Origin of the sequence: Pseudoduganella violaceinigra DSM 15887, assembly GCF_000425385.1 — a bacterium.
GTDB lineage: Bacteria > Pseudomonadota > Gammaproteobacteria > Burkholderiales > Burkholderiaceae_D > Rugamonas > Rugamonas violaceinigra.
In genome coordinates this window covers 176,447-191,558 of the sequence record NZ_KE384356.1, presented here as the reverse complement: position 1 = coordinate 191,558, position 15,112 = coordinate 176,447, and the positions used below count along the sequence as shown (strand labels likewise).

14 protein-coding genes are annotated in these 15,112 nt (G+C 67.1%); 8 read left to right on the top strand and 6 right to left on the bottom strand.

Annotated features, from left to right (window positions below; translation table 11 throughout):
• Positions 1 to 23 precede the first annotated feature (23 nt).
• From H597_RS0117430 to H597_RS0117395, 8 genes are all read left to right on the top strand, one after another.
• A complete protein-coding gene (locus tag H597_RS0117430) occupies positions 24 to 1,061 on the top strand; it encodes an SDR family oxidoreductase (protein ID WP_028103253.1) in 1,038 nt (345 codons plus the stop codon).
• A gap of 72 nt (positions 1,062 to 1,133) precedes the next feature.
• Complete coding sequence (locus H597_RS0117425; RefSeq protein ID WP_028103252.1) at positions 1,134 to 2,537, top strand: TIGR03013 family XrtA/PEP-CTERM system glycosyltransferase; 1,404 nt, start codon at positions 1,134 to 1,136, stop codon at positions 2,535 to 2,537.
• Between the two features lie 15 nt (positions 2,538 to 2,552).
• Positions 2,553 to 4,577, top strand: coding sequence for an XrtA/PEP-CTERM system histidine kinase PrsK (gene prsK / locus H597_RS0117420; RefSeq protein ID WP_035374574.1), 2,025 nt, complete (start codon positions 2,553 to 2,555; stop codon positions 4,575 to 4,577).
• A 17-nt stretch (positions 4,578 to 4,594) separates the two neighbouring features.
• Complete coding sequence (prsR, locus tag H597_RS0117415) at positions 4,595 to 5,953, top strand: PEP-CTERM-box response regulator transcription factor (RefSeq protein ID WP_028103250.1); 1,359 nt, start codon at positions 4,595 to 4,597, stop codon at positions 5,951 to 5,953.
• 186 nt (positions 5,954 to 6,139) lie between these two features.
• Entirely contained in the window at positions 6,140 to 6,472 is a 333-nt protein-coding gene (locus tag H597_RS0117410) for a PEP-CTERM sorting domain-containing protein (protein ID WP_028103249.1), read from the top strand.
• Positions 6,465 to 7,511, top strand: a complete 1,047-nt coding sequence (locus H597_RS0117405) for a spore germination YkwD domain-containing protein (protein WP_154668149.1) — start codon at positions 6,465 to 6,467, stop codon at positions 7,509 to 7,511. Before H597_RS0117410 ends, H597_RS0117405 begins: the two co-directional genes overlap by 8 nt.
• Before the next feature lie 149 nt (positions 7,512 to 7,660).
• Complete coding sequence (locus H597_RS34205; RefSeq protein ID WP_083941159.1) at positions 7,661 to 7,978, top strand: cupin domain-containing protein; 318 nt, start codon at positions 7,661 to 7,663, stop codon at positions 7,976 to 7,978.
• A gap of 6 nt (positions 7,979 to 7,984) precedes the next feature.
• A complete protein-coding gene (locus H597_RS0117395; RefSeq protein WP_028103247.1) occupies positions 7,985 to 8,587 on the top strand; it encodes a TetR/AcrR family transcriptional regulator in 603 nt (200 codons plus the stop codon).
• Positions 8,588 to 8,643: 56 nt separating this feature from the next.
• Here the strand turns inward: H597_RS0117395 and H597_RS0117390 are convergent, their stop codons facing one another.
• From H597_RS0117390 to H597_RS0117365, 6 genes are read right to left on the bottom strand one after another with little or no spacing between them, the layout of a single operon-like run.
• Positions 8,644 to 11,076, bottom strand: a complete 2,433-nt coding sequence (locus H597_RS0117390) for a hypothetical protein (RefSeq protein WP_035374573.1) — start codon at positions 11,074 to 11,076, stop codon at positions 8,644 to 8,646.
• Positions 11,073 to 11,819, bottom strand: coding sequence for a tetratricopeptide repeat protein (locus H597_RS31400; protein ID WP_083941158.1), 747 nt, complete (start codon positions 11,817 to 11,819; stop codon positions 11,073 to 11,075). The genes H597_RS0117390 and H597_RS31400 overlap by 4 nt, the downstream gene beginning before the upstream one ends.
• Positions 11,816 to 13,117: a glycosyltransferase gene (locus tag H597_RS31395; RefSeq protein ID WP_229632201.1), complete on the bottom strand. Its 1,302-nt coding sequence runs from the start codon at positions 13,115 to 13,117 to the stop codon at positions 11,816 to 11,818. Before H597_RS31395 ends, H597_RS31400 begins: the two co-directional genes overlap by 4 nt.
• On the bottom strand, positions 13,099 to 13,983 hold the full coding sequence (locus H597_RS0117375; RefSeq protein WP_028103245.1) for a hydrolase 1, exosortase A system-associated: 885 nt from the start codon (positions 13,981 to 13,983) through the stop codon (positions 13,099 to 13,101). Before H597_RS0117375 ends, H597_RS31395 begins: the two co-directional genes overlap by 19 nt.
• On the bottom strand, positions 13,976 to 14,821 hold the full coding sequence (locus tag H597_RS0117370; RefSeq protein ID WP_051293882.1) for a hydrolase 2, exosortase A system-associated: 846 nt from the start codon (positions 14,819 to 14,821) through the stop codon (positions 13,976 to 13,978). The genes H597_RS0117375 and H597_RS0117370 overlap by 8 nt, the downstream gene beginning before the upstream one ends.
• Entirely contained in the window at positions 14,818 to 15,066 is a 249-nt protein-coding gene (locus tag H597_RS0117365; RefSeq protein WP_028103243.1) for an acyl carrier protein, read from the bottom strand. The genes H597_RS0117370 and H597_RS0117365 overlap by 4 nt, the downstream gene beginning before the upstream one ends.
• Positions 15,067 to 15,112 lie beyond the last annotated feature (46 nt).

Sequence of the window (15,112 nt, the reverse complement as noted above, 5' to 3'; positions counted from 1 at the left end):
TTAGGGAAGCCTGGAGGGCGGTAGTGGGCAAGTTCGACGACGTGCGGCTGCACTTGCGTGGCCAGCGATACCATTGGCTGGTGACGGGGGCGGCCGGTTTCATCGGCTCCAACCTGGTGGAGGCGCTGCTCAAGCTCGGCCAGCAGGTCACGGGCCTGGACAACTTCGCCACCGGCCACCAGCACAACCTGGACCAGGTGCGCGAGGCGGTCGGTTCCGAAGCCTGGGCTTCCTTCAGCTTCATCGAAGCCGATATCCGCGACCTGGCCGCCTGCCACGCCGCCTGCGCCGGGAAAGACTACATCCTGCACGAAGCCGCCCTGGGGTCGGTCAGCCGCTCGATCGACGATCCGCTGCTGACCCACGGCACCAATGTGACCGGCTTCCTGAACATGCTGGTGGCGGCGCGCGACGCGCCAGTCAAGCGCTTCGTCTACGCGGCATCGAGCTCCACCTACGGCGACCATCCCGCCCTGCCCAAGGTGGAAGACACCATCGGCCGGCCGCTGTCGCCGTATGCCGTCACCAAATACGCCAACGAGCTGTATGCCGATGTGTTTGCCCGTACCTATGGCATGGAAACCATCGGCCTGCGCTATTTCAATGTGTTCGGCCCGCGCCAGGATCCGGACGGCGCCTATGCGGCGGTCATCCCGCAGTGGGTGTCGGCCCTGATCCGCAACCGTCCCCTGCTCATCAACGGCGACGGCGAAACCAGCCGCGATTTCTGCTTTATCGATAACGTGGTGCAAGCGAACCTGCTGGCAGCCCTGGCCGACAAGCCGGGCGCCGTCAACCAGGTGTACAACGTGGCGCTCAACGAGCGCACCAGTCTCAACCAACTTTACCTGATGATGCGCGAACTCCTGCAGGAGCGTTTCCCGCACCTGCGCCAGCATCAGGCCCAATACCAGGGGTTCCGGGCCGGCGACGTGCGCCATTCGCAGGCCGATATCAGCAAGGCGCGTGAGCTGTTGGGTTTTGATCCCTCGCACCGTATCGGCGAGGGTTTGAAAGAGGCCATGGACTGGTACGTCCGCCATCTGGCCCCGCAACACTAAGGAACCGGGCATGGTCCGAAAGCCGCGCGCGCTTTCACGGCCGGCATAAGCAGTAAGCGGGAGGGAATAAAAATGCTAAGAATTTCCAATCACTACATCTCCAAGGTTGTGTTCAGCCTGCTCTTCCTGGAAGTGTTGATCCTGATTGGCTCGTTCTACGCCGGTGCTGGTCTGCGTTTTTTCGACGGTGACCAGTTCGCCATACCGAAGCTCGACCACTTCTTCATGTCGGCCTGCATTTTTGCGGCCGCCATCGTGTTCAGCATGTCCGCGCTGGGCATGTACCAGATCAATTTCCAGGAAGGCTTGCGCAATCCCTTCTTCCTGCAATTGATGCCTTCGTTCGCCATGGGTTTCTGCATCCTGACCCTGGTGTTCTACCTGGCGCCCGACCTGTACTTCGGGCGCGGCATCCTGGTGCTGGTCTTCCTCATCGCCGGTTCCGGCATCCTGCTGGCGCGCGCCATGTTCCTGAAGACCTCGCGCACGCATTTCCTGGCCACCCGCATCATTTTCCTCGGCTGCGGCGCGATGGCCAAGGAATGCGGCGAACTGGCGGTGCGCGACACCAACTACCGCCGCTACGATATCGCCGGCTTCATCGCGGTGCCGTCGGAGGAAACCTGCGTGCCGCAGAACCAGCTGCTGCACCTGCCGGAAGGCGGTTCGCTGGTGGCCCTGGCCAACGCCCAGCGCGTCACGGAAATCGTGGTTTCGGTGCAGAACCGCCGCGGCGGCGCCTTCCCGATCAAGGAGCTGCTCGATTGCAAGCTGTACGGCATCCAGGTCACCGACGCCGCCACCTTCTTCGAGCGCGAGACCTACCAGATCCGGGTTGAGTCGGTGCAGCCATCGTGGCTGGTGTTCGGCGGCGGCTTCGACCAGAGCTTCATCCGTTCCTTCATGAAGCGTGCGGTGGACGTGGTGGCCAGCCTGTCCCTGCTGGTGGTGTCACTGCCCGTCATGCTCATCACCGCCATCGCCATCGTGATCGAGGACGGTGCGCCGATCTTCTACTCGCAGGAGCGGGTCGGCAAGGACGGCCATGTGTTCCGCGTCCTGAAATTCCGCAGCATGTTCAAGAACGCGGAAAAGAACGGGACGCCGCAGTGGGCCGCCAGGAACGACCCGCGCATCACGCGCGTGGGCAATATCATCCGCAAGCTGCGCATTGACGAACTGCCGCAAATCCTCAATGTGCTGAAGGGGGAAATGTCCTTCGTCGGCCCGCGCCCCGAGCGTCCTTACTTTGTCGAGCAGCTGACGGAGCGGGTACCTTATTACAATGTGCGCCACAGCATCAAGCCGGGTATCACCGGCTGGGCCCAGGTGCGCTACGGCTATGGCGATACGGTCGAAGACGCGCTGCAGAAACTGCAGTACGACCTGTACTACGTCAAGAACAACAGCCTTCTGCTCGATGTGCTGGTCCTGATCGATACCATCAAGGTGGTCATGTTCAGGGGAGGCCGTTAAGCACATGGAGCCCTGATGCCGACCAGCACCACGGCCTTCAGTTACGCCAGCGCCGCGCTGGCGTTCCTCTTGTTTAGCTTGCTGCTCCTGACGGGCTGGCGCCACCGCCCGCACCACCGTTCGCTGGCGGCCGCCTCGCTGACCACCGCGCTGTGGGGCGGCGTGATGGCCAGCGCCACCGTGGTGCCGTGGGCGGCCTGGGTGCTGCACGGCGCCGAATGGCTGCGCAATGCCGCCTGGACCGCGTTGCTGCTATCCATGCTGGGCCTGTGGCAGCGCAGTGCGCGCACCTTCCAGGTCAGTGCGGCGGTGTACCTGGCCATGGCCGTCGCTGGCATGCTGGCGGCGCAGCTGCCGAACGGCCTGGCCTTCCACCTGCTGTCGGTCGGCCGCCTTGGCATGGCGGTGCTGGGCATGCTGCTGGTCGAGCAGCTGTACCGCGACCGCAGTGTGCAGGTGCGCTGGGCCATCAAGTTCGTCTGCCTTGGCCTGGGCGCCATGTTCGCCTATGACTTCTACCTGTACAGCGACATGCTGCTGCTGCGCGAGCTCGATCCCGAACTGTGGGCGGCGCGTGGCGTGGTCAATGCCCTGACCGTCCCGCTGCTGGCCATTTCCATGCTGCGCAGCCAGTCCTGGCCAGCCCAGCTGGCCGTGTCGCGCCGTGTGGCCTTCCATTCCGCGGCGCTGCTGGGCTCGGCGCTCTACCTGCTGGCCATGAGCATGGCGGCGTACTACCTGCGCTTCGTGGGCGGTTCCTGGGGCGGGCTGATGCAGCTGGCCTTCCTGTTCGGCGCCACTTTCCTGCTGGCCGGCGTGCTGTTTTCCGGGGCCTTCCGCGCTTGGCTGAAGGTGTTCATCAGCAAGCACTTCTACCGCTACAATTACGATTACCGCGAAGAATGGCTGGCGTTTACCCGCACCCTGGCGGCCACCGGCCCCAACCTGGGCGAACGCAGCATTTCCGCCCTCGCCGAACTGGTGGAGAGCCAGGGCGGCGCCTTGTGGGTACGCCGCGAGCAGCGCTTCGAGCCGCTGGCTTCCTGGCATGTGCAAGCCCAGCACGCCAGCGAGCCGGCCGATTCGCCGTTCTGCCAGCTGATGGAGAGCAAGCAGTGGCTGGTCGACGTGGGCGCGCACGTGCTGCACGACCCGGAAGTGGCGCTGCCTGAATGGCTGCAGCATTTCCCCAAGGCCTGGCTGGTGGTGCCGCTGCTGCTGCAGGGCCGCATGGCCGGTTTCGTGGTCCTGATGGACTCGCGCAGCGGCGTCAAGCTGAACTGGGAAGTGCTGGACTTGCTGAAGATCGCCGGCACCCAGGCCGCCTCCTACCTGGCGCAGCAGGAAGCCGACAATGCCCTGATGCTGGCGCGCCAGTTCGACTCCTTCAACCGCCTCTCCACCTTCGTGGTGCATGATTTGAAGAACCTGGTGGCGCAGTTGTCGCTGATGACCGCCAATGCGGAAAAACATGCCGACAATCCCGAGTTCCAGCGCGATATGATGGAAACGGTCAACCTGTCGGTGCAGAAAATGAAATTGATGCTGCAAAAACTCAGCCGTACCGCCTCGCCCGAGCGGGCTGTGCCGCAGGACGTGGGCCAGGTGCTGGCCCAGGCCGTGGCGCTGAAGGCCGCCTTCGAGCCCAAGCCGCAGCTGCAGGTCGCGCAGGCGGGGCTGCGGGTGCTGGCGGAAGCGGAGCGCCTGGAACGCGTGCTGGGCCACCTGATCCAGAACGCCATCGAAGCCACGCCGCGCGATGGCCAGGTGACGGTGCGCGTGGCCGCGGCCGGCGAACGGGTGCAGGTCGAGGTGATCGACACCGGTTCCGGCATGAGCGAAGAATTCATCCGCGAGCGCCTGTTCAAGCCGTTCGATTCGACCAAGTCGGCCGGCATGGGCATTGGCGCGTTTGAAAGCCGGGAGTACATCCACCAGCTGGGTGGAACGCTGCAGGTGCGCAGCGTGCCCGAGCAAGGCACCACATTCACGGTCAGCCTCCCGCTGTACCGCCAGCAAACCATTGAACAAGCCGCCTGACGGCGCGAGGACATGTTGTGAGCCAGAGCAAACCGAAGCTGTTGATCATTGAAGACGACCCGGGCCTGCAGAAGCAGCTCAAGTGGAGTTTCGACGACTACGATGTGGTGGTGGCGGGCGACCGCGAAGCCGCCCTGGCCCAATTGCGCCGCCACGAGCCGGCCGTCTGCACCATGGACCTGGGCCTGCCGCCCGACCCGGACGGCGCCACCGAAGGCCTGGCCACGCTGCAGCAGATCCTGGCGCTGTCCCCGGACACCAAGGTCATCGTCCTGACCGGCAACCAGGACCGCGCCCACGCCGTGCAGGCGATCGCCATGGGCGCCTACGATTTCCACCAGAAGCCCTGCGAACCGGAACTGCTGTCGCTGGTGATCCGGCGCGCCTTCTTCCTGCACGGGCTGCAGCAGGAAAACCGCCGCATGCAGCAGGGCAGCGCCGACTCGCCGCTGTCCGGCATCATTTCGCGCGACCCCGGCATGCAGAAGGTTTGCCGCCAGGTGGAAAAAGTGGCGCCGAGTTCGGCCACCACCATGGTGCTGGGCGAATCCGGCACCGGCAAGGAAGTCATCGCCCGCGCCCTGCACCAGGGCAGCCCGCGCGCCAAGGAACGCTTCATGGCGATCAACTGCGCGGCGATTCCGGAAACCCTGCTCGAATCGGAGCTGTTCGGTTACGAGAAGGGCGCCTTCACCGGTGCCGTCAAGCAGACCAAGGGCAAGGTGGAAGCGGCCAACGGCGGCACCTTCTTCCTCGACGAGGTGGGCGACTTGCCGATGCCGCTGCAGGCTAAGCTGCTGCGCTTCCTGCAGGAGCGGGTGATCGAGCGCGTCGGCGGGCACGAGGAAATCCCGGTCGACGTGCGCATCGTCTGCGCCACCCACCAGAACCTAAAGGACCTGGTGAAAGCCGGACGTTTCCGCGAAGACTTGTATTACCGCCTGTCGGAGATCGTGCTGACCATCCCGCCGCTGCGCGAGCGCGATGGCGACGCGGTACTGCTGGCGCAGCACTTCAAGAACCGCTTCTGCGCCCAGGAGGGACGCGGCAACCTGCACTTCAGCCCCGACGCGCTGGCGCAGATCGCCCACCACGACTGGCCGGGCAATGTGCGGGAAATGGAAAACTGCATCAAGCGCGCCATCATCATGGCCGACGGCCCGGCCATCACGGCCGACGACCTGGGCCTGTCCGGCGCGCCGGTGGAAGAGGAGCCGTTCAACCTGCGCCAGGTGCGCGACGAGGCCGAATACCGCGCCATTGTGCGCGCGCTGGCCCGCGTGGAAGGCAATATCGTGAAGGCTTCCGAACTCCTGGGCGTCTCGCGCCCGACCCTGTACGACTTGCTCGAACGCCACGCCATCAAGGCCTCCTGAGCGAGCCGGGCGCGGCATCCGGTCGCGCCTGTCCCATTCCTGTCCGGCGCCCGCCGCGCGTCGCCGGATTTGACATGCCGGGCGCGGGACCGCCGATGCGCCCGGCGAATCAGTGGCTTACCAATGGGCACGCTTGATGCTTCGAATGGTTTGTAGTGTTTCTAACTCAAATCTTTGGAGCGCCATATGGAAGCCAAAACGCTGTTCAAGTCTTGCCTGCTGGCCTGCGCTGTCCTGGCAGCGGCCCAGGCGTTAGCGGATCCCGCCCCCGCGCCCCAGCCTTCCCGCAACGTCAACAGTATCGAATTCAGCTACCTGGACTACCCGGCGCCAGCGGCGCCGGCGCAGGCGCCGGATCCATTCGACGTCGTGTATCCAATGCCGACACCCGGCCCCCATCCCAGCGGGACGCCGCACCAGCTGCCGCAGGCCACTGTCGCTGAACCCGGCAGCATCGCCCTGCTAGGGCTGGGTCTGGTTCTTCTCATCCTGCGCCGTCGGGAGGCACACCATGACTAAGTTCAGGGGCTTGCCGCTGCTGGTATTGGCGCTATCGCTGGCTGGCTGCGGCGGCGGCGGTTCGGGCGGCTCGCCGGTCGCGGCGAGCAATACACCCCCCGCCGCACCCACCCCGGCCCCACCCGCCGACGGCAATCTTGTCACCTCGGTCCCTGCTCCGACCTATACGGCCGGCAGCGGCAGCCTGACGGTATTCAATACCATCAACGCCTTGCGCAGCAAAATCGGCTCCGGCTTGCTGGCCCAGAGCCTGCTGCTCGACAAGTCGGCGCAAGCGCACTGGGGCTACATCAACCAGAACGGTAGTGCAGAATTGCATGGCGAAACAGCCGGCAGGATGGGTTTTACCGGCGCCCGCACTGTCGATAGAATTGCCACTGCCGGCTACTCGGCGGCAGTCTCGGGCGAGGCGATCTACAGCACCGGCGCGGCGGATAGGTATGCCACCTGTGTCGCGGAGTGGGCCAACTCCGTCTATCACGCGGCCTTGCTGTTCGCCAGCACGATAGACATCGGCATATCGGCCAATAATTTCAATCCGGCTGGCGGCGCCACCACGCTGTGCGTCGTCGACATCGCCACCAGCATCTCGCAATCGGCGCAGTTGCCGGGCGCCGGCAGTATCCGCGCTTACCCCTACGCGAACCAGGTGGACGTGCCGTTTGTTTTCTTCAACCGCAATGAAACGCCGACGCCGGTGCCGGACTTGCTGGAAACTGGCACGCCGGTGACCGTCAGTTTCGAAACCAGGGGACTGGCGGTTAACACCCCGATAGCCATCAGCCAGTTCGCCCTGGCGCCAGTCGGCGGCACGGCCGTTGAGGCCAGAATCCTGGTGAACCAGGCCGGAAAGCTTGGCCCGGTCATTGCCAGCAATGGGCCAGCGCTGGTGGACGACGGGCTGATGCAAGGATTCACCGCAACGCTGGTACCGGCACAGCGGCTCAAAGCGAACACGGCCTACAGCGTTGCCCTGATCGCCGTGGTGGACGGAAAGGCCATCAACAAGAGCTGGACATTCAGCACTGCCGCGCAGTAAAAGTCCAGGCTGAACGCAGGCGCGCTGCGCCTGCCGCAACTAGCCGGGGACATGCCGCAGCCAATCGATATCAAACGCATCGCCCACCGTTGACAGACTAACGAACGTTAGTTAGAGTATGGCGCGTTGTCATACATGGGAGTTTGCAAATGATTTTGGTTCGGCAGATTAATCGCGATTGGTGCAATTCCGGTATTCCCGGCGTGCAGACTTGCTCAACATGGACCGGTATTGAGGGCGACGGTGGCTATTTCGCCAGGTTCCAGGCCGGGGCGCTATTTCCAAAACATACTCACCACGGCTGGGAGCAGATCATCGTTCTGGAAGGCGCCATCCGCTTCAACGATGTCGAATTGCGTGCCGGTGACGTACTGCAGGTTCAAGGAAGCGATGAGCACGAAGCCTGCGCCGTAGAAGATACGCTGCTGTTCGTCGCCCACCACGGCGGCATCGAGATCAGGGAGTAAACCACGATGGCCCCCGCCAAAGCAAATCATCCCGCGCTCACGCGGGAATCCATACTGGAAGCGGCGATCCGCCTGTTCCAGCAGCATGGCTTCAGCGGCCTCGGTATGCGTCAAATTGCAGATCAACTGCAAATAAAGGCGCCCAGCCTCTATCATCACTTCGCTTCGAAAGAAGACATGGCACGGCAGGCGATGCGGCAGTACCGCGAGGAACAAGCGTCGCGGCTGCTGGCGATCGCAGACGCGGGACACTTGACGCCAGCGGCGCAATTGCAGCAATACGCTGGACTGTTTGCCGGCATGCTGGAGGACGGGAAGCGCCCGTGCATGTACCTGATGCTGGTGCGGGAGCCGTCCTTTCAGGAGAGAGCCTGCGTCGACGAGCTGCGTTTGTTTGCGCAGCAAAACATCGATTGGCTGGAGCAGGTATTGCGTCAAGAAGAGGGCGGGCCTGCTTCCTCGAAGGCCATGCCAGCGCGCGAGCTCGCGGAAATGATTTTCGCTGCGCTGGAAGGCATCATGGCGGTGTCGCTGGTCGACCCAAACCCTGCGGCGGCTTTTATGCAACGAGCGAACAAATTCCTCGCATTCGCCTTGACAGGGGAGTAGTCCGGCACCTTCTTCTCAAGCACCTGCTCCAGGTCACGCCGCCAAGCGCGTGGCCATCACGGTTGTGCTGCGAGTGTGTCGGGATCATGGTCGGCACGCACCGGCTGGCGCCTCACCTTGATGCGTTTGCGCGCCGCCTTCAGGCTGCCCGCCAGCGCGATCAGGAGGAACAGGATGGACAGGCGCGGCACGTCGGTGATCGAATCGAACAGGCCGACCATCATGCAGCCGGTCAGCGCCGCCAGGGACACGGTGGCATAGCTGTCGCCGGCCAGGCCGCGCGACACCATGCCCGCGCCCACTGCCAGCAGCAGGAAGGCGGTGGCCAGCACGCCCACCCAGCCCAGCTCGAACAGCTGGTTGACCGCGAAATTCTTCACGTGCCAGGGCATGTGGTTGCGGTCGCTGCTGAAGAACCAGAAGTTATTGGCGTCGGTGAAGCCGCCATTCTGGATCAGCTCATGGCCGGTGCCGGCTTCCACCAGGCTGACATTGTCGATTTCCAGCGGCGCCTTGTGCGACTGGTTGTACAGCTCCAGGATCAGCGGGGCGCCCCAGCGATTGCGCGTGGTACGCACCGGCATCTCGGCTTCCAGGGTCTGCCAGCCATCGGCCAGCGGCTGGGGGCGGAATTTCGCCACGCTGCAGTCTTCCGGATAGATCAGCCAGCGCTGGCAAACCATCGCCACCGGCCAGGCATCGGCGCTCTTGCGGCGGATGTCGAGTTTGAGCGTGTAGTGCTGGCCCGGCTGGATATCGACGTGCTGCAGCATGCGCAGCACTTCGCCCCAGCCGCGCGCATACTGGGCCGCGCCCAGCCACAGGTAGCGGTTGCCCGGTTCGTCGGCGTAGCTGAAGGTGCCCGGCACTTCGCCGTGCGTGTTCTGCCACATATAGGAACTCGGGAAGCGCCCCAGGCCCTGGCCGAAGACCGTGGTCATGGCATTGTCGTCCATCATGTGCACGGCTTCGCTCCAGTGCGTCAGGCGCACGCCCAGGTCGTTGCCGACGGTGGCGAAGCGGCTGCCCGTGTAGTAGCTGCTGGAAATCGGGATCAGGGCGGCGCAGACGATGGCGCTGAAGAAGCTCACGGTCAGGGTGCCGCGGTCCAGCTTCCACGGCGGCTGCGGCAGCAGGCGGCTGGCGCCCATCGCCAGCGCGAGCAGGACCGCCAGTCCGATGCCGGGCAGGGCGTCGTTGCCGCCGTAATGGCGCGCCACCAGGGCCGCCGCCAGCGCTTGCGCCGGCAGGGCAGCCGCCAGCAGCAGCACGCCCCAGGGCCGTTGCTGGGAAGGCCCGAGCGCCAGCAGGGCGGTGCCGCCGCCGGCGCACAGCAGGGCCAGCCCGTACGCCACATAAGTGCCTTTGGCGCTGGCGCCGGGGGCATCGAGCAGGCCGATCAGTCCCACCAGCAGCAGCAAGCCGGCCGCCGCCGTGGCGGCGATGGCAGGCTTGGGCAGGCGCGGCGCGGCGCCGCCCAGCAGTAGGGCCGTGGCCAGCAGGCCGAGCGCGGCGCCCAGGCCGCGGTAGCCGCCGTGGGCGAAGACTTGTCCCAGCACCCAGTAGGTCAGCACCAGCAGGAGCAGCGAGGCGGCCATGCTGCGGCCGGACAGGGTGCCGCTGCGTAGATGGTGGCTGGAGCCGAGCACCGCGATGATGGCGCCGGCGGCGGCATATGCCAGGTAAATATCGCGCGAGAAAGTGGTCAGGCCGGCGAACAGGCCCAGGCCCAGGGCCACCAGGCCCAGCATCAGGCGGCGTGGCGGCGGATGGTTGACCAGCCACAGGGTGACGAAGGGGAAGGCCATGGCCAGGTAGGCGTCCAGGGCCGCACCGCCGGTGTGCATGGCGGAAAACGGCGCGGTGGGGCGGTAGTCGCTGGAGAAGTTCAGGAGGCCGGGGAAGGCCATGCGCTCCCAGGCCACGGCCAGGCTGCAGGCCACTAGGCCCAGAATCATGCCGGGCACCAGCAGGCGCTGCAGGTTGCTGGCGTTCTCGCCGGCGGTGGCGCGCAGCAGCGGCAGCAGGAGCACCGGCCACAGCACGCCTTTCAGCACGCGCAGGCCGTTGTAGGGGCTGGTGTAGTTGGCGAAGGAATTGGCGTCGAGCGGCGCCAGCGGCGTCACCCCGCGCCAGGCGGCGACCAGGTAGCACAGCACGAAGAGGGCCAGCGCGAAGCGCGCCGCGCCCGGCAATCTGGTCGGCGCCCGTGCGTCGCCCAGGTTCCAGTAGCCGGCGGCGCAGGTGGCCAGCAGCAGCAAGTCCAGCTCTTCCAGGTAGAACCAGCCGGTCCAGGGCGCGAAGTCGAGCACCGGCAGCAGGGCCGGCACGGCGACCAGCCAGGCTTCGGGGCGCCAGAACAACAGCGCCAGGTAGCCGCTCAGCATCAGGGCCATGGGCAGCTTGGGCGCCGGATAGACGCTGGCGGCGGCCAGCAGCAGGGCCAGGGCGGCCAGCGCCGCGCCGCGCCGCGCCACGAGCCGCATCATGGCTTGACGGGGGGCGTGGAGGCGACCGGGGTGGCGGCAGCCTGTTCGGCCGGCGGGGCCGACGCCGCCGATGCTGCCGCAGCCGCTGCGACCGGCGCCTCGGCCTTTTCGTCCGCCGGCGGCGGTGGCGGCGGCTCCACCCACTTGCCGGCCTTGACCAGCATCTGCTTCAGGCCCGGCAGGGGAAACTGCAGGGAGTAGGCTTTCTGGGCATACGGCAGCGCCTGCTCATACTTCTTTTGCTTGGCGTACGCCAGGCCCAGGTTGTAATTGATGGTCGGGTCATCCGGCGACAATTCGAGCGCCTTGGTCAGCATCGTGGTCGCCTGCGCTTCGTGCCCCTTCATGTACTGGAAGCGGGCGTACATCAGCCAGGTGACGCTGTCGTCCGGGAACACGCGCACGGCGCGTTCGAAATAGCATTCGATCGGCAGCTTGGCTTCCGGCATGACGCCGCTGGGGTAGCGGGCCGCCATGCGCAGCGCCGTGGCCAGGGCGCGCTTGTGGTTGGGGAAGACGCGCAGGGTGTACTCGATGTCGGGCGCCAGCGCGCCCGAGGCGCCGCGGATGCCCTGTTCGACGTCTTCCGTGAAATGGCGGTCGTTCACCAGGTTGAGCATGTATTCCGGGCCGGTGCGGTAATCGTATTCGCGGCCGGTCAGTTCGCCGCACACATGGCGCGCGCTGGCGGAGCCGGCGGCCGCGCACAGGATGGCGGCCAGGGCCAAAAGACGGTATTTCATGCTTCCTCCGTGGAACGGGCTGAGGCCTGCAAGGCCTGCGATGGGGGCAGCACGCTGTCGAGCATGCGTGCCAGTTCGACCGTGCGCGCCTGGCGCGAGGCGGCGGCGACGGCGGCCGGCGCCGGCAGGGGCGCCCGGCCTTCACGCGCCAGTTGCAGGAAGTGCAGCAGGCCGTGCTTGATGCCTTCGCTGTCGTCCAGCGGGGCGATGGTGTCGACCCCGGCTGCGCGCAGGGTGGCGGCGGTGTCGCCGGCGGCGTCGGTCAGGGCCAGGATCGGCCGCCCGGCGCGCAGGTATTCATACAGCTTGGCCGGGATCTGGTGGTTGCAGTTGGTGGCCTGCAGCAGCAGCAGGCCGTCGGCCGCCAGCATTTCCGCCAGCGCCGCCTGGTAGGGCACGTGCGGCGCCAGGCTGACCAGCTCGCTGACCCCGTGCTCGGCCAGCAGGCCGCGCAGGTAATCGTCGTGGTTGGTGGCGCGCAGCACGATGTGCAGCTGGCCGGCGTCGATGGCGCCGGCAGCCTTCAGCTCGGCCAGTGCGCGCACCAGCGGGCGCGGGTCGCGCTCGGAGGGGTAGACGATGCCGCTGTGGATCAGGGTGAACGGCTGGCCGGCGGCGCGCGCCTTGGCCGGGGCCTGGGCCGCGCTGCGGAAGTTTTCCTCGTCGTAGCCGTTTTCCAGCATGGCAAAGCGGCTGCGCGGCAGCGCCGGATAGCGCGTGGTGTAGGTCACCACGGCGCTCGGCGTATTGCACACCACCAGGGCGGCGTTTTCCACCGCCTTGCGCTCGATCCAGCGCCAGATGGAACGCAGGCGCGGGTCGGGCGGGTAGTTGACGTCGGTCATCGGGTCGCGCAAGTCGACCACCCACGGCAGGCGGGTCAGCTTGTGGAGCAGCAGGCCGATCAGGGTGGCGCTGGCGATCGGGTAGGTGGTCCACAGCACTTGCGGGCGGTATTGGCGCACCAGCGCCAGGCCGGCCGGCACGGCGCCGAGCACCCAGCCGGCAAAGCGGTCGGGCCAGGCGGTGAAGCCGAAGTAGCGGCCGCGCCAGGACAGGTGGCGCGCGGTATCGAGGGCGAAGGCGCGCTTGACCACGGCTTCCGGCGGGATTTCCGCCAGCTGGTCCGGGCCCTGGTTGGCATAGGCGCGCGGATGGGCCGACAGCACCAGCGGCTGCCAGCCCAGCGCCGGCAGGTACTGGGCGAATTTCAGCGCGCGCTGGATGCCGCTGCTGCCGCGCAGGGGCGGGAAGTGGAAGGCCACCATCAGCACGCGCTTCAGCATGCGGCCACCCATGCGGCGGTCCAGTCGGCGACCTGGTCGCGCCAGACGCGGCGCGAGAACGTGTGGTCGGCGCCCTCCAGTGTGCGTTGCTGGATGGCCGGGCCGGCCAGCAGGCGCTGCCAGCTGGGCGAAGCTTTGCACATATCAAGGAACTCCTGCGCCGTCAGGTCGGCGCTGCTGAAGATGAACAGGACCTTGCCGCGGTAGCGCTGCATGCCGTCCAGCAGGCGCGCATGCAGGTCGGGCGTCAGGGGCGGGGCGCTGCCGTCGCGCGGCAGGGCCGGCGCCGCGCTGGCGGCGGGGGCGGCCGCGGGCGCCCGGCGTGCCGCGCCCAGCAGGCCGAGCAGGGAACGCAGCGCGGCGCCCAGGGCGAACTTGCCGCTGGCCAGCTTGCGCCACAGGGCCGGGTCGCGCAGGCGCGCCCAGTAGTAATGGCGCAGCGTGCTGCGCGCCAGACCGGCGGCGCTGCGGGCCCAGGGGTTGAGCAGCACCAGGCCGGCCACGCGCGGATCGTGCGGGCCGTAGAACAGGGCGGCGGCGGCGGCGTCGCACAGGCCCCACAGCACCACGTCCTGCAAGCCCGGCACGGCGGCCTGGAAGGCGTCGATGGCGCAGCGCAGGTCGGCGTCCACCGCGGCGAAGGTGCGCGCCGGGCCGCTGCTGTCGCCCAGGCCACGGTAGTCGAAGCGCAGGGCCGGAATGCCCTGCGCTGCCAGGTGGCGCGCCAGCAGGGCGAACTGGCGGTGGCTGCCGGCGCGGTATTGCGGCCCGCCGACAATGATCAGGACGCCGCGCCGGGCCGCGGCGGCGCCGGGGCTGAGGATGCCGACCAGGCTTTCGCCCTCGCAGCCGAAGAGCAGGGCGCGCTCCTCAAGCATGGCAAGCCTCCAGCAGGACGGTGCGGGTGGCTTCCAGCAGGGCCGGCGCTTCGGCGATTTCCTGGGTGGCCCAGAATTGCGGCCCGGCCACCGTTTGCACGCGGCAATCGGCGCCGGCCGCCTGCCAGGCTTGCAGCAGGCGCTGGGCGGCCGGCGGCAGGGGGCGGCCGTCGGCGGCCACCACTTCCAGCCAGTGCACCGGGCAGGGCGGCGCCAGGCGCGCGGCGTCCAGCTGGTCGAGGGCGGCGGCCATGGCCGGCGCCAGGGTGTAGCCGGCGATTTCCAGCGGCGTGCCGCCGGCCAGCGTGGCGCGCAGGTCGGCGGTGCCGCTCTCGCCGCCGCCTTCGCCCAGCATCTGGGCGGCCACGCGCAGGCGCAGGAATTGGGTCAGGTGGGTGGCGCCTTGCAGCACCGGTTGCCACAGCAGCAGCCGGGCCGGGGCGCGCCCTGCCGGCTGCGCCGCGTAATCGAGGGCGAGCAGGGCGCCCAGGCGCAGGCCCCACAGGCCGGGCGCCTGCGGCAGCTGGCTGCCGACGGTGTTGTGCAGCCAGTCCAGGCCGCGCGCCACATCGGCGCGCCAGCTGTCCCAGCCGGCGTCGCCGAAATCGCCGGCGCTGTCGCCGCAGCCGTGCAGATCGAGCTGCAGCACGGCCCAACCTGCGGCGGCCAGGGCGCGCGCCTGCAGGGCGGCCATGCGGCGCGCCTTGTTCATTTCCTCGGCCCAGGGATGCAGGTAGAGCCAGGCGCCGCGGCAGGGGCCGGCCGGCGCATGGTACAGCCCGAAGCGGGCCGCGCCGCCCTGGCCGATGAACAGCGGCTGCGCCGGCGCTGGCATCATGCCGTCAGCTTGTGCTTCACGAACGCGGCCAGGCTGCCCAGGGTGGCAAAGGTGGCGGCATCGATTTCGTCGTCGTCGATGCTGAAGCCGTACTGCTCTTCCAGGGCGCCGATCAGCTGCACCACGGCCATCGAATCGAGTTCCGGCAGGCTGCCCAGCAGGGCCGAGTGCTCATCCAGGTTGCGGCCGGCGGGACCGAGGGCGAGGACATCGGTCAGGATGGCTTTGACTTCTTCCAAATACATGCATAACTCCGTGGCAGCGATAAAAGTGACATGGTACATGGTCCGG

Coding starts and splice junctions, on each gene's coding strand:
- H597_RS0117425 (WP_028103252.1), top strand. CDS start 1,134: ATGCTAAGAATTTCCAATCACTACATCTCCAAGGTTGTGTTCAGCCTG.
- prsK (WP_035374574.1), top strand. CDS start 2,553: ATGCCGACCAGCACCACGGCCTTCAGTTACGCCAGCGCCGCGCTGGCG.
- H597_RS0117410 (WP_028103249.1), top strand. CDS start 6,140: ATGGAAGCCAAAACGCTGTTCAAGTCTTGCCTGCTGGCCTGCGCTGTC.
- H597_RS0117405 (WP_154668149.1), top strand. CDS start 6,465: ATGACTAAGTTCAGGGGCTTGCCGCTGCTGGTATTGGCGCTATCGCTG.
- H597_RS34205 (WP_083941159.1), top strand. CDS start 7,661: ATGATTTTGGTTCGGCAGATTAATCGCGATTGGTGCAATTCCGGTATT.
- H597_RS0117395 (WP_028103247.1), top strand. CDS start 7,985: ATGGCCCCCGCCAAAGCAAATCATCCCGCGCTCACGCGGGAATCCATA.
- H597_RS0117390 (WP_035374573.1), bottom strand. CDS start 11,076: ATGATGCGGCTCGTGGCGCGGCGCGGCGCGGCGCTGGCCGCCCTGGCC.
- H597_RS31400 (WP_083941158.1), bottom strand. CDS start 11,819: ATGAAATACCGTCTTTTGGCCCTGGCCGCCATCCTGTGCGCGGCCGCC.
- H597_RS31395 (WP_229632201.1), bottom strand. CDS start 13,117: ATGGGTGGCCGCATGCTGAAGCGCGTGCTGATGGTGGCCTTCCACTTC.
- H597_RS0117375 (WP_028103245.1), bottom strand. CDS start 13,983: ATGCTTGAGGAGCGCGCCCTGCTCTTCGGCTGCGAGGGCGAAAGCCTG.
- H597_RS0117370 (WP_051293882.1), bottom strand. CDS start 14,821: ATGATGCCAGCGCCGGCGCAGCCGCTGTTCATCGGCCAGGGCGGCGCG.
- H597_RS0117365 (WP_028103243.1), bottom strand. CDS start 15,066: ATGTATTTGGAAGAAGTCAAAGCCATCCTGACCGATGTCCTCGCCCTC.